At 47.3% G+C, this 13,585-nt stretch carries 12 protein-coding genes and 1 riboswitch; of the genes, 5 read left to right on the top strand and 7 right to left on the bottom strand.

Annotated features, from left to right (window positions below; translation table 11 throughout):
- Positions 1-562: 562 nt before the first annotated feature.
- From ACNI29_RS00520 to ACNI29_RS00500, 5 genes are all read left to right on the top strand, one after another.
- On the top strand, positions 563-2,038 hold the full coding sequence (locus tag ACNI29_RS00520) for a radical SAM protein (protein WP_419780244.1): 1,476 nt from the start codon (positions 563-565) through the stop codon (positions 2,036-2,038).
- 216 nt (positions 2,039-2,254) lie between these two features.
- The gene (gene fdnG / locus ACNI29_RS00515) at positions 2,255-5,296 is read left to right on the top strand and encodes a formate dehydrogenase-N subunit alpha (protein WP_419780243.1); all 3,042 of its coding nucleotides are present in this window, start codon (positions 2,255-2,257) and stop codon (positions 5,294-5,296) included.
- A gap of 21 nt (positions 5,297-5,317) precedes the next feature.
- Positions 5,318-6,052: a 4Fe-4S dicluster domain-containing protein gene (locus ACNI29_RS00510; protein ID WP_419780242.1), complete on the top strand. Its 735-nt coding sequence runs from the start codon at positions 5,318-5,320 to the stop codon at positions 6,050-6,052.
- 340 nt (positions 6,053-6,392) lie between these two features.
- Entirely contained in the window at positions 6,393-7,304 is a 912-nt protein-coding gene (locus ACNI29_RS00505) for a formate dehydrogenase accessory protein FdhE (RefSeq protein WP_419780241.1), read from the top strand.
- Between the two features lie 225 nt (positions 7,305-7,529).
- Entirely contained in the window at positions 7,530-8,486 is a 957-nt protein-coding gene (locus tag ACNI29_RS00500; RefSeq protein WP_419780240.1) for a glycosyltransferase family 92 protein, read from the top strand.
- A gap of 35 nt (positions 8,487-8,521) precedes the next feature.
- Here the strand turns inward: ACNI29_RS00500 and ACNI29_RS00495 are convergent, their stop codons facing one another.
- The 7 genes from ACNI29_RS00495 to thiS form a co-directional block, all read right to left on the bottom strand.
- Positions 8,522-9,277, bottom strand: coding sequence for a substrate-binding periplasmic protein (locus ACNI29_RS00495; protein ID WP_419780239.1), 756 nt, complete (start codon positions 9,275-9,277; stop codon positions 8,522-8,524).
- Between the two features lie 92 nt (positions 9,278-9,369).
- Positions 9,370-9,708 (bottom strand): hypothetical protein, encoded by a 339-nt coding sequence (locus tag ACNI29_RS00490; RefSeq protein ID WP_419780238.1) that lies wholly within the window; start codon positions 9,706-9,708, stop codon positions 9,370-9,372.
- A gap of 78 nt (positions 9,709-9,786) precedes the next feature.
- Entirely contained in the window at positions 9,787-10,437 is a 651-nt protein-coding gene (thiE, locus tag ACNI29_RS00485; protein WP_419780237.1) for a thiamine phosphate synthase, read from the bottom strand.
- Positions 10,438-10,546: 109 nt separating this feature from the next.
- A complete protein-coding gene (gene thiF, locus ACNI29_RS00480) occupies positions 10,547-11,164 on the bottom strand; it encodes a sulfur carrier protein ThiS adenylyltransferase ThiF (protein WP_419780236.1) in 618 nt (205 codons plus the stop codon).
- A complete protein-coding gene (gene thiH, locus ACNI29_RS00475) occupies positions 11,161-12,282 on the bottom strand; it encodes a 2-iminoacetate synthase ThiH (RefSeq protein ID WP_419780235.1) in 1,122 nt (373 codons plus the stop codon). Before thiH ends, thiF begins: the two co-directional genes overlap by 4 nt.
- A gap of 6 nt (positions 12,283-12,288) precedes the next feature.
- Positions 12,289-13,065 carry a thiazole synthase gene (locus tag ACNI29_RS00470; protein WP_419780234.1) on the bottom strand — a complete coding sequence of 259 codons (777 nt, stop codon included), beginning with the start codon at positions 13,063-13,065 and terminating at the stop codon, positions 12,289-12,291.
- A 5-nt stretch (positions 13,066-13,070) separates the two neighbouring features.
- A complete protein-coding gene (thiS, locus tag ACNI29_RS00465; protein WP_419780233.1) occupies positions 13,071-13,271 on the bottom strand; it encodes a sulfur carrier protein ThiS in 201 nt (66 codons plus the stop codon).
- A gap of 60 nt (positions 13,272-13,331) precedes the next feature.
- Positions 13,332-13,434: riboswitch (TPP riboswitch) on the bottom strand.
- Positions 13,435-13,585 lie beyond the last annotated feature (151 nt).

Here is a 13,585-nt window from a genome sequence, read left to right as displayed (position 1 = left end):
CCTTAAATCATCTTGAATAACCATATGTTTCTGTATGTAAAAATTGTTCAGCGCTTGGGCTTATTGTATGACTGGTAGTGGTTTTTTAGTAACTTCAGAGACTATATGTTTTAAGGTACTTGTTTTTTTAGAAGGCGGTATAGATATATTATATTCATAATGAATATTTTTTATGGCGAACTTGATATTTTTAATGTGTCAATATATGAAGTTCTTAGTGGTATCTTATTTACGTAAATATTTAACATATGGAGAAAGTTTATGACTTACCAAAAGCCTGTCGTTGTTGCGCAAGGCACAACACAGATGGCAAAGTGTAACCCCAGTAGCAAACCAAGCGGCAGGCCTTGTAATGATCCTGGGCCTCGTGGAGGCAACTAGTATTCGTGACCGAATAATTTGGTTGTCCCCCAAGTAGACGATTCGGTGAATTGAGAAAGCCTCTTGCGTGGCCCATTTGCGGTTCAACTGTATGAGGCTTTCTCTTTTGGGATTATGTGTAAAATGTTGCTAGAAGGTAAATATTTTTTAGGCACATCTAAACGTGATTGAAGGTTGTTTTATGTACGTAAAAAGAAAGTCTACTGTTCTTTTTAGAGATTATAAAAAATTTGGATATGTGACTGATAATAGGAATTACGGATATAATAAAGCTAGTGAGAAGAGTGGCTGTGTTGGCGATAGAATATTGTCAGAGAGTGGAGCTGTTTTTTTCTCTGTTTTAGATAGAGAAGCGCAATCATTAGACAGTATTGTAAGAAAGATATGTAATGTCTTCGTTGATGTTAATGCAGATGATATTTATAAAGATGCAAAGGATTTTTATAGTAGTCTTGAATTTGAAGGGTTTGTTGTTTGTGGTGGTGATAGTCAAGAGTGTGAGGATAAAGATGTTGGTTTTTCATACGAAAAATTAAATAATGAGAGTAAAGAGATGCATTTATTTCGCAATAGTTTGTCCTCTGAGTCGTCTACAGAATCATTTTTAGAAAATTATTTTGAAGGTGAACCTCAGCTGATGAGCTTACATATCGAAATAATAAGCAAGTGTAATGAGAGATGTTTACACTGTTATATCCCTCATGAGCATAAAACTAATTTTATTGACAGCGATTTGTTTTATAGTGTTGTTCGTCAAGGTCGCGATATGAATGTTTTGAATTTGACATTGAGTGGCGGGGAGCCGCTATTGCACAAAGATTTTAATTTGTTTTTAAAAATTTGTAGAGAGTATGAGTTTTCTGTCAATGTTCTTAGTAATTTGACCTTGCTTGATGAAGACATTATTGAAGAAATGAAGTTGAACCCACTGTTGAGTGTCCAGACTTCACTGTATTCTATGGATCCAAATGTTCATGATAATATAACTCAAGTAAATGGTAGTTTTGCAAAGACCAAAAAATCGATATTGAATCTTGTTAAAAATAACATCCCGTTGCAAATAAGCTGTCCTATAATTAAGCAAAATAAAAGTAGCTATACAGATGTTCTTGATTGGGCAGAATCTAACAATATTCATGGAGGAGATTACTATGGAATCTTAGGTATGTCTAATAATGCAACATCAAATTTGAAATGTCGTATGTCAATCGATGAAGTAGAGGATGTTATAAAAAATAAATCTAATCTTGATTTTAGGTATTTTGAACAGTTAGAGAATGAAGTTGAAAATAATAAAGATATAGCATTAGATGATTTTGTTTGTAGTGTTTGTGGGTCCTCCCTTTGTGTAACTGATAATGGCGATGTGTATCCCTGTATCGGATGGCATAATAATGTAGTTGGAAATTTGAAAGAACATCCACTTAAAAAAATTTGGGAAAATTCAGATAAAATTAGAGCTTTAAGGAAAGTTCGTATTCGCGATTTTCCTAAATGTGTTAAATGTGAAGATAGGGATTTTTGTACTATTTGTATGGTGAGAAATGCGAATGAAAGTCCTACGGCAGATCCATTTGAGTCTAGTAGTTATTTTTGCAGCATTGCAAAGTTAAATAAAAAATTGATGCGCGAATGGAAAAGTCAAAGAGCTAAGTAACGATGTTGCAAGCGTTTGATAATTATTCCGTCTCACAATTCTTTTTGTTACCCAATTAAACCACATATGTGTTATTTCTAACATATTGGAAATATTGACTTTATTTTCCGTTTAAGATTCTATGGGATCATCAAAGTAATTTTCAGGCGATCGGTGTGATAAATCTTCGGTTTTTATAGCCGTTTACCCCCGCCTGATTTAAATTGAGGAGGTTCCATGAATATTTCACGGCGAGGGTTCATGAAACTTGCGGGCGTCGGTGTCGCAAGTATCGGTATGAGCCAGCTGGGACTCGATCTTTCCCCTACGCAGGCTTATGCTGCGGGGCTTAAGATCAAGGGCGCGAAGGAAGTTATTTCCATCTGTCCTTTCTGTTCGCTCAGCTGTCATTTTATCGCCCACGTGAAGGACGGCAAGATCGTCAGCACTGAAGGTGATCCTGATTACCCCGTAAGTGAAGGTGCTCTCTGTGCGAAGGGTGCTGCTATGCTTTCCATGCATAACAACCACCACCGTATTGAAAAGCCCCTTTACCGTGCTCCTTACAGCACCAAATGGGAAGAGAAGAGCTGGGACTTTGTGCTTGACCGCATTGCCCGCCGCGTTAAGGAAACACGTGATGCAGACTTCAAACGCTTCAACGACAAGGGGCAGGAAGTCAATCGTGTAGAATCAATTTTCCATCTCGGTACATCACAGATGGATAACGAGGAGTGTGCAATCGTCCATCAGGGTGTACGCGGCCTCGGCCTGGTGCATTTTGATCACCAGGCACGTATCTGACACAGCGCAACAGTTGCGGCTCTGGCAGAGTCGTTCGGGCGCGGTGCGATGACAAACCACTGGTGCGATATTGAAAACGCGGATTCTATCCTGATTATCGGTAGTAACGCCGCAGAGCACCATCCTATCTCCTTTAAATGGGTACTCAGGGCCAAGGACAAAGGCGCCAAGGTCATGCATGTGGACCCAAAATTCTCACGTACCTCCGCGAGAAGTGATTTCCACGTACCTCTCAGATCCGGTACAGATATCGCTTTCATGGGCGGTATGATTAATTACGTTCTTGATAATGACCTCTATTTCAAGGAATACGTAACTAACTACACAAACGCGGCTTTCATCGTCGGTAAGGACTTCAAGTTCTCTCGCGGTCTGTTTACCGGTTATGACAAGAAATCCCGCAAATATGATAAATCCAAATGGGCTTTTGAGCTGGATAAGAACGGCGTGCCCAAGCGCGATGAATCACTCAAGAACTCCCGCTGCGTATTCCAGCAGCTGAAAAAGCATTACTCCCGCTATTCCCTGTCCAACGTTTCCAAGACCACAGGTGTTTCCAAAGACAACCTGCTCAAGGTCTACAAGGAATACGCCGGAACAGGTAAGCGCGATAAGGCCGGAACCATCATGTACGCACTGGGCTGGACCCAGCACACAGTCGGCGTACAGAATATCCGTTCCAGTGCCATCTTGCAGCTTCTGCTCGGTAACATCGGCGTAGCAGGCGGCGGTATCAACGCCCTGCGCGGCGAGCCTAACGTACAGGGTTCCACTGACCACTGTATTCTCTGGCATATCCTGCCCGGTTACCTGCCCGTGCCTAAAGCAAGTATGGGTTCTTTTGAGGAATATACCAAGGCAACCACTCCGGTCTCCCATGATCCGCAGAGTGCCAACTGGTGGCAGCACAAGCCTAAATACATGGCTTCCCTGCTTAAAGCATGGCGCGGTGACAATGCCTCCGCAGACAACGGCTTCGGCTACCGGATGCTGCCTAAAACCGAAGACGGCGAAGATTATTCCTATCTCTTCATCTTCGACCGTATGTACCGTGGCGACATCAAGGGCGGTTTTGCTTTTGGGACCAACCCGGCAATGAGTGTTCCCAACTCCACCAAGGTCCGTAAGGCTCTGGACAACCTCGACTGGCTGGTCGTTGGTGAAATCCATCATACCGAGACTTCCGAGAACTGGCATCGTCCCGGTGTTGATCCTACCAGCAACAAGACTGAAGTCTTCCTGCTGCCTTCCGCCCAGCGTGCGGAAAAAGCCGGTTCCATCAGTTCTTCCGGTCGCTGGTTGCTCTGGCACTACGAAGCCACCCGTCCCATGGGCGAATCCAAGAGTATGGGTGAAATGTACGTGGATATCATTAACCACGTCCGCCGTCTCTACGATAAAGAGAACGGTGTCTACCCCGAAGCATTGCTCAGCCTTGACTGGCCTTCCTACTACGATCCTGAAGATATGGCCCAGCGTATTAACGGCCGTTTCACCAAGGATGTTGAATTCAAAGGCAAGAAATATAAAAAGGGGCAGCAGGTACCTTCCTTCGTCGCTCTTGCTGACGACGGCTCCACTTCTTCCCTGAACTGGCTCTACGCAGGCAGTTATACCGAAGAAGCAGGTAACAAGGCCAAACGCCGCAGTCTGGAACAGACTCCCATGCAGGCGAAGATCAATCTCTTCCCCAACTACGCATGGTGCTGGCCCGTCAACCGCCGTATCCTTTACAACCGTGCATCCGTTGACCTTAATGGTAAGCCTTACGCTCCTGAAAAGGCTGTTATCGAATGGAACGGTTCCAAGTGGATCGGTGACGTGCCTGATGGCGGCTGGCCGCCGATGGCTACCGGAAAGGGACGTTATCCCTTCATCATGCGCAAGGAAGGCCACGGACAGCTCTACGGCCCCGGATTGCAGGATGGACCTTTCCCCGACCATTACGAGCCGGTGGAAACTCCCATTACCAGCCATCCGTTCTCCAGCCAGCTCAGCAGCCCGGTTTACAAGTTCACTACCAGTGACCTGGATAAACTGGCTGAGCCCGCAGATGAACGTTACCCCATCGTCCTGACCACTTACAGCCTTACCGAACACTGGTGCGGCGGTGGTGATACCCGTAACACCCCGGCACTGCTCGAAGCTGAACCGCAGCTTTATGTGGAAATGAGCCCCGAGCTGGCAAAAGAAAAGGGTATTGAAAACGGCGATCCGGTTATCGTTGAAAGTATCCGCGGCAAGGTTGAAGCCATTGCCATGGTTACTGTGCGTATGACTCCGTTCCAGATCAAAGGCCGCACCGTCCATGAAGTCGGTATGCCTTTCTGCTTCGGCTGGACCACACCCGGATGTGGTGATGCCACCAACCGTCTCACCCCCTCGGTCGGTGACCCCAACACCACTATCCCTGAGTACAAGGCTTCTCTGGTGAACGTTCGCAAAGCGAAAAAACTCACCGAGATTGAAGAGTAACCTGCAACCAAGGAGTAAAACATGTCTAAAGCATTCTTTGTTGATACCTCCAGATGTACTGCATGCCGCGGTTGCCAGGTTGCCTGTAAGGAATGGCACGGCCTGCCCGCAGTGAAAACCAAACAGCGCGGTTCGCACCAGAATCCCCCGGATTTGAACCCGTTCAACTATAAGCTTGTCCGTTTCAGCGAGCACCGCATCAACGGTAAGGTCGAGTGGTATTTTTTCCCCGACCAGTGCCGCCATTGCGATGTGCCTCCCTGTAAGGATATCGCTGATTCCTATGTTACCGGCGCGGTCATCAAGGATGAAGATACCGGAGCGGTTATTTTCACCGACCAGACTAAACGCCTCGCCGCTGACGAGTGTCAGGAAATTACCGAAGGTTGTCCTTACAACATTCCCCGCCGCAACACCGGCACGGGAATGCTGACCAAGTGCGACATGTGTATTGACCGCCAGCAGGCCGGACTGGTTCCTGTCTGCGTCAAGACCTGTCCCACCGGAACCATGAACTTCGGTGAACGTGAAGAAATGGTAGCCCTTGCTGAAAAAGCACTCGAAAGAGTTAAAAAGGATTACCCCAATGCCGAGATTATCGACGCTGATGAAGTCAACGTTATCTATCTCGTGCAGGATAAACCCGAACTCTACTACGAGTACGTCACCGCAGAGGCCTCCGGCGTCGGCAACGGCGTAACACGCAAAGAGTTCCTAGCTAATCTCGCCAAACCCGCTAAACGGATATTTGGCTAAAGAAGTGCCTCCGGCGGCTGGGGAGGGGAAACTCTTGCAAGAGTTTCCCCTCCCCAGACCCCACCCCTTCAGAACCGTTTATTAGGGCTTCGCCGTTGGGGACAATACTGTGGGGGTAAATAAAATATTTCCTTTCCCGCGTGAGGGTGTGTGGGAGTTCTTTTTGTAAATTTTTGCAGATTTAAGCCAACGGACGCGAAGCTTATTAAAAGTTTTAGGAGAGTCCAGAGAACCCTTTTTCAAAAGGGTTCTTTGGCCCCCGGAGGGCCGCCGGAGGCAAAATCGTTCATAGATAAAAAGCGCGATAGCGCATCAGAATATTTTTTCAGGAGCAAAATTAATGAGTGGTACCAATAAGAAAAAACGTGATGTGCAGGCCGGTCTTCTTACTTTGCGTAAGCGGATGCCTGCTTTGGAAAATATTTTTGATGCCTTTGGCCCGCTGCTTATTGCTCAGGAGAAAGCGGAAGAAATTCTGGCGGACTGGGATAATTTCGAGATCCCTGAATCATACGCCCCGCGTTTTGAGCAGGGTGTGCCTTTACTTGCGGATACGGAACTGCCGGAACTTGGAGATAAGTACCGAGAAGTTTTCATGTTGGTGGCGGGTGCTGTTTCCGAAGGCATTCCTGCCATTTGCGGGCAGGTTGATGAAATTGTCGCTGCTGTCGGCGATGTGGACAATTTCAATGATCTGCCCAAGGCTCTCTGGGAAGAGGATGAAAAGCAGCTGCGTGCTTTGATTGAAGAGTGGAAAGTTGATGATCAGGTGCTGGCTTTTATGGGTACTCTTGCGCTCAAGCCTTTCATGGCCCGCATGGAACCGGAAGCAGCCAAGGCTATCGAGAATATGCAGTGGCATAAGGGCTATTGTCCGGTGTGCGGTACTTTCCCGGATCTGGCTTTGCTGCGTAAATCAGGCGATGATAATGCCTATCTGAAATCCCATGGCGGGCAGCGTTGGCTGCATTGTTCCTGCTGCGGACATGAATGGCGTTTCAAGCGCAACACATGTCCTTGGTGCGAAAATGAAGACCATGAAAAGCTGCGTTATCTACAGGCCGAGGAGCGCATGAACGAGCGGGTGGATGTCTGCAAAAACTGCAACCATTATTTTGTGACCATTGATACCCGCGAGCTTGCAGAGCAGCCTGACCCTCGTGTTGCTCCGCTGGGACTTGTCCATCTGGACATCAAGGCTCAGGAAGAAGACTTTCTGCCTATGGCTGAAACTCCTTGGAATGTTTTGTAATAATTTGGGTTCATATTTGTAATTCAAGGCTGAAACTCTCGCGGTTAAAAGCGTGATGTTTCGGCCTTTTTTTATATGAAGCAGGATGGCCCGCTATTGCAATCTGTGTTGAAATGATGCATTTGGACTTGTTCCATTAAAGAACTGTTCATAGCTATCCAGAGCTTAAGTCGGTATGGTTTGTTTTAGTTTCGGCAAATTTCCTTTCCTTGGACGGAGTCTGTTTTGAGTTTAGAAAAATATCCTTTGTTGAAGAGTTTATGTGAGTTGATCCGGATCAATCTGCGGGTTTATCCGGGATTTTTGCTGCACACGAACTACAAAGTTAAACAGCTTAGAAAATTGAATAATCTTCCAAGCGATGTTGTTGTTAAGGATAAAGTAGACCTTGCAGTCGTTGCCATAATGAAGGAGGAGGATAAGTTTATTGAAGAGTGGCTGTGCTTTTACCTCCGCATGGGAGTCGGGCATTTTTATCTCTACAATAACGGTGATTTTGAAAAGACCGACAAGATAATCAGGCCTTATGTCGAACAAGGTCTTGTGACCCATATTCCCTTTCCTGATTTGCCCAACATGCCTTACGATAGGAAAAAGAAAGAAAGGAATAAAGAGCACAATATGCAGTATCTTGCTTACGGCGATTTTTTGATTCGTTATAAGCAGAATGCAAAGTGGGTTTTGAAGGTCGATTTGGATGAGTTTGTTTACCCGACAGTAAAATCGGGGTATAACAGTATTGCAGAATATCTTGAATTTTTAGATGCCGATGATGTTGTTTATGTAACGGTTCCCAGTTTTTATTTTGGTGCATCAGGGCATGATGACAGCCCGGAAGGACTGGTTATTGAAAGTTATACAGAGCGTCGACCTCACGCTCAAAGCTATAAATGTATGGCCAGAACAGACTATATTCTACCGCAATCCTACAGCACATGCCATGACTTCAATTTGAAGCCTTCCGGCAAGCAGAAGAGGATTAATGATAATAAGTTGCTTTTGAATCATTATTTTACAAAATCTAAAGAAGATTTCGCTATCAAAACAAAATGTTTTTCATTTGCCGGTAAGGATTTTGAGCGGTTTTACAGTTTCAATGCCAAGGAAATGGTTAAAGACGAAGGGGATATTTTACAATACGTAGCCGAAACAAAGGAACTGCTAAAACGCTACAAGTCTTAGCATATCGAAGCATGGGTATTGCAGCTTGCCTGTTGCTATTCCGGGCGGGTATGCAGCTTATTTACAAGGCTTTCCAGTTTTCCATTCTCTTTTATTATGTTGATCCCTTTTTGGAGCCGTTGCACAACATGGTCCGGTGTGTCTTTGTTGAAAGCGAAGTATATTTCACCAAGATTGACAGTGTAAACATTTATGAATTTCGACCAGTCCATACCTTCCTTTTTCACTGTGTAGCGCATCACATTCTTGTTTTCCAAAACAAGATCAACTCTGCCCCTGATTAGTTTATCAAGCATCATCGAAGTCTTTGTGGAGAGGTCGGTCCTAGGCTCGGGGAACTTGTTTTCCTGTAGGGTGTAGTGACCGATACCTTGTCTGGCTGTAGTGATGTTATATTTTTTTAGGTCGTTAATGGAATCGGCTTTGATATTTATGTTTTGAGTATAAAAAGAAAAGGTTGCGTTTGCTATAGGACCTGCCCACTTGAATGATTTTTCCCTGAAGTCGTTTCTGGCAGTACTGAAAAGGCAGGTGTTAGGAGTTTGTAATGCTGTTTTATATCCTCTGGCCCAAGGGTAAATATGCAGCTGGGTTTTATCTAATTGTATATCCACAGCAGCTAGGGCCGCGCGCAAGACATCAACACTGATACCCTGTATTTTTTTGTCCTCCATATAGTTGTATGGAGGGAGATGTTCGGTGATGAACACCGCTTTGTCTAAAGACTGCGCCAAGGCAGTGCTGCAAAGGGAAAGCAATAAGAAGGTGCAGATAAGAAAGCGTGTAAGCATTTGAGTCCTCACTATAAAAATGCTTACCTCAATTTTTGATAAATTAAAACGCTTACCTGCTGTGATTTTTTGATGTGATTGGGTGCTCTGGATCAGGATTGAGTGCAGGCTAAGTCATTGCCTGTAATCAGGTCTGCGAGAAGGTCTTTTCTGTCTTGAACTCCGTTAACTGGCAGTATGTATATGCAATTCCAGCAGCCGTCCCAGAGGCAATCCGCCTGCGGGGGATTTGTAAGTTCTTTACGGAAATTATCCGTTTCTCCGGCATAAAGCATGTTGACCTTGAATCCGGCCCGGTGTCCTCGTGGATGGGTATAGGCGAGAATGTAGACCCCGCCGGATTCAGGAATGGGGCGGGTTTTGGCAAAGATTCCGAATTTATATTCTGTCCCGGATTTACCTTGAAAAAGCCATTCTTTTTTCTTGAACATGTCTTCGTTCTCCGCCCACCCCTGAACCGGAGCTTCTGGTTCAGGGGTGTTGTCGTGTGAGTGGTTCCGATTTGAAAATTATTTCTTTATTGCCGCGCGCAGGTCGCTGACCATTGCGCCGATGTCATCAGCACCGACAATCTCGGTGACGAGGGCTACGCATTTCGCGCCCCGGTTCATGACTTCGTCAATGTTGTGTTCCTTGATGCCGCCGATGGCAACGAATGGGATGTCGATGTTTTTGACTACCCAGTCGAGGTATTCAAAACCTACCGGATCAACCACATCGTCCTTGGTGTAGGTTTTGAAGATCGGGCCTACACCGATGTAATCAGCTCCCGCTTCAACTGCGGCGAGGGCTTCTTCCGGTGCGTGAGTGGAAAGGCCGATTGCCATTTCTTCGCCGATGAGCTTGCGTACTGCGTGTACCGGAAAATCTTCCTGTCCTATGTGGATTCCATCCGCTTCGACCATCATTGCCAGATCAATGTCATCATTGACGATGAACGCGGCTCCTGCTTCACGGGTCATCTTGCGGATTTCCATGCATTCTTCATATTTCTGACCGGATTTGATCTCTTTTTCGCGATACTGGATCAGCTTGATGCCGCTATCGAGCATTTCGCGGACAACTTCGATATTGGAACGGCCCTTGGAAAATTTCAGGGCGGTCAGGCAGTAAATATCGGTATCAAGAATATTCTGGCGGGTAATTTTTTTGTCGCTCATGGTTCGTTCCTTTGCGTTTAAGGACGGCGAAGCCCTGTTGAAAAAGTTTGGGATTCTTAAACCCTTTTCAAAGGGTTTAAGGCCTCCGGTAGGATCGCCGAAGGCATCTCTATTCCCGGAATTTATTCAAATAGTGGCTGAGCACAATGTCGGCCTGCTTTGCCGCACAGATTGCCACCCTTGGCGAGAAGGGCGGGGTCTTTGCGTTGCACTCGGTTTTCATGTCCCCGACAATGTAGAAATTATCACGGACCTTGCGTGTTTTGATTTCATCGCTGTTGCCCGCACCGCCCATGCCCGACGCGCTGACCAGCAGCTTGTCCGTGGGCAGGAAGGTTTCCACCAATGCTTTTTTACATGCGGCATCATCGAAAGCTTCGATGATCACATCGCATTCACCGAACAGCTCCAGCATATTTTCCCGGTTCACGGTCTGTTCATAGGTCGTGATATCAAGGTCCGGGTTGATGCTGCGCAGGTTTGCGCTGAGAGCTTCGACCTTGCTTTTGCCGACCTGCTTCATGAAATAGAACTGGCGGTTGAGGTTGGATTCCTCAATGCGGTCAAAGTCGGCAATGGTGAACTGCTTGAATCCGCTGCGTGCAAGGTGCATGGCGCAGTTTGACCCCAGTCCTCCGGCCCCTGCTATACCGATGCGGACCGCTTGCAAAGAGCGCAGACAGTCCGCACCAAGATATTTGGCTATGCCTTGTTCGGTTCGGTTCACGATGCTTCCTGCAGGGGATGCCAGTCTTTGAAAACAGGCTGGTAGCCGTGTTTTCTGAGTACCGCGCACATTTCATCCACACTGCGTTCATCGCTGATGTCAAACTGGCCGACTTTTTCCTCGTCTTCGCCTGTATGACCGCCTACTTCAGTAGACACTCCGGCGGACATGCGGGTTACTCCCAGCGGGAGGATATTCTCGCGGAAGTCCGGGGCTTCACGGGTGGAAATGGTTATTCCGCAGCGGGGCAGAAAGATGCGCAGGGCAAGCATGTTCTGCACAAGGTCTGTGTCACTGACCAGAGATTTGGGAGTGAAAGCATCGCCCACATGGGTACGGATACGCGGCAGTGATACGGCGATGTCCACTTCGGGATATTTGTTCTGCAGGTACGCGGCGTGGATGCCCGTTTTCAGTGCATCATGCCGCCAGTCGTCAAGTCCGAGCAGGGCGCCGATATTGACCACGCGCATTCCTGCTTTGCAGGCTCTTTCGGGTGCATCAAGGCGGAAGCGGTAATCATGCTTTGGTCCGGCTGGATGCAGTTCCGGGTAAAGTTCTTCGTTGTAGGTTTCTTGAAACATGGTCATGCCATCTACACCCGCATTGACCTGACGGGCGTATTCTTCTTCGGTCATGGCGTAAATTTCGATGGATATGGATGGAAAGTGCTTACGCAGGATCTCCACTGCGGATTCAATGTATTCCGGGGAGGATTTGGCCCGTGCATCCCCGGTGAGGATGAGCAGGTGTTTTAGTCCGGTGGCTGCAATGGCCTTGGCTTCTTTTTCCAGTTCTTCCGGTCCAAGCTGTGAGCGGGGAATATTGTTTTTGGTATTGAATCCGCAATACACACATTTATTGGTACAGAAGTTTGCCATGTAGAGCGGGGTGAAGAGCTGAATGGTTCTGCCGAAGTGCTGCAGAGTGAGCTGGCTGGCTTTAGCCGCCATTTCTTCAAGCAGGGGAATAGCTGCGGGGCTTAACAGGGCAAGGAAGTCTTCTGGGCTTAAGGTTGCCTTGTTAAGTGCGCGCCTGACATCGTGTTCAGTAACGGAGCCGAATTGCTCGGCAAGGGGGGCGTCGTTGTATTCGGCGCAGATGGGATAGAAGCTCATTTTATTTTATCCTTCGTGCAGGAATCCGGTAAGGGGTGAGGATGCCTTGGCGTGGCTGTGTTTTGCTCCGGGACCGGAGAGGTATGCTTCGCGTCCGGCTTTAACAGCCCGACCAAAAGCTTTACCCATAAGTGCGGGGTCGCTTGCGGTAGCGATGGCGGTGTTGACCAGACATGCATCCGCGCCCATTTCCATGGCTTCACATGCTTCGGAAGGGCGTCCGATACCAGCGTCCACGATGATCGGCAGGTCGATTTCGTCAATCAGGATGCGGACCATTTCGCGGGTTTTCAAACCACGGTTGGTTCCGATGGGTGCGCCAAGCGGCATGACAGCGGCAGCTCCGGCGTCTACCAGCGAACGGGCGATGTACAGGTCCGCGTTTACGTAAGGCAGAACCACGAAGCCTTCTTTGGCGAGTATTTCGGTTGCCTTGGCGGTCTCATAGCCGTCGGGAAGCAGGTATTTGTTGTCGGAAATAACTTCGATCTTGATCCAGTTGCCGCAGCCCATAGCCTTTGCAAGGCGGGCGATGCGGACCGCTTCTTCAGCTGTGCGCGCACCGGAAGTGTTAGGCAGCAGCTGCATGTGCTTGGGGATGAAGTCCATGACGTTTCCGGTATCGGATTCAAGATCAACCCGGCGCAGGGCCACGGTGATGATCTGGGAACCGGAAGCTTCACAGACATCCGGGATTACGGAATCATCGGCGTATTTGCCTGTTCCGGTGAGTAGGCGGCTGTTGAATTCAAGACCGCCCAGTTTGAAAATATCATTGTTCATTTTAATCAGCCTCCGCCTACAAAGCGCAGTATTTCGAGGTGGTCCCCGTCATTAATTTTAGTGGAGCCGTAATCTTCCGCAGGGAGGATTTCCATATTCAGTTCAACAACTACAGTATCCGCTGCGAGTTTTTTTGATTCCAGCAGTTCGTTTACAGTCATTTCCCCGGGGAGTTCGGCTTCTTTGCCGTTGAGTTTTACGATCATTTTTACTCCGTAAAAAAAAAGCTCACCACGTAGGGCGAGCGCAACAATAGATGGAACAATGTGAATCTATGGAAGCTTCCCTACGGCGGGATTACCCGCATCAGGTTCAAAGGGACAGGCGAATTCGCCATCTCAGCCATATAAGGCACCCCCAGCTGCCGAGGAGGGTATGAAATTAGTAGAGCGGTGTAAAGGGAAAAAAGAAAAGGCCGGAAACACAGCAGTGTTTCCGGCCTCAGACTGCTGATAAAGCATCATCTGCGTTGTTGCTGCGAAAAAGGCTGAAACTCACGTATGTCTATATACGCTTCGTT

The organism is Maridesulfovibrio spiralis (SeqCode) (assembly GCF_048571135.1).
GTDB lineage: Bacteria > Desulfobacterota > Desulfovibrionia > Desulfovibrionales > Desulfovibrionaceae > Maridesulfovibrio > Maridesulfovibrio spiralis.
Note: the sequence above shows the minus strand (reverse complement) of the source record. Positions and strands in the feature narration are given on the sequence as shown.

Coding starts and splice junctions, on each gene's coding strand:
- thiE (WP_419780237.1), bottom strand. CDS start 10,437: ATGAGCGACAAAAAAATTACCCGCCAGAATATTCTTGATACCGATATT.
- thiH (WP_419780235.1), bottom strand. CDS start 12,282: ATGAGCTTCTATCCCATCTGCGCCGAATACAACGACGCCCCCCTTGCC.
- thiS (WP_419780233.1), bottom strand. CDS start 13,271: ATGATCGTAAAACTCAACGGCAAAGAAGCCGAACTCCCCGGGGAAATG.
- ACNI29_RS00495 (WP_419780239.1), bottom strand. CDS start 9,277: ATGCTTACACGCTTTCTTATCTGCACCTTCTTATTGCTTTCCCTTTGC.
- ACNI29_RS00470 (WP_419780234.1), bottom strand. CDS start 13,065: ATGAACAATGATATTTTCAAACTGGGCGGTCTTGAATTCAACAGCCGC.
- ACNI29_RS00505 (WP_419780241.1), top strand. CDS start 6,393: ATGAGTGGTACCAATAAGAAAAAACGTGATGTGCAGGCCGGTCTTCTT.
- ACNI29_RS00510 (WP_419780242.1), top strand. CDS start 5,318: ATGTCTAAAGCATTCTTTGTTGATACCTCCAGATGTACTGCATGCCGC.
- ACNI29_RS00490 (WP_419780238.1), bottom strand. CDS start 9,708: ATGTTCAAGAAAAAAGAATGGCTTTTTCAAGGTAAATCCGGGACAGAA.
- ACNI29_RS00520 (WP_419780244.1), top strand. CDS start 563: ATGTACGTAAAAAGAAAGTCTACTGTTCTTTTTAGAGATTATAAAAAA.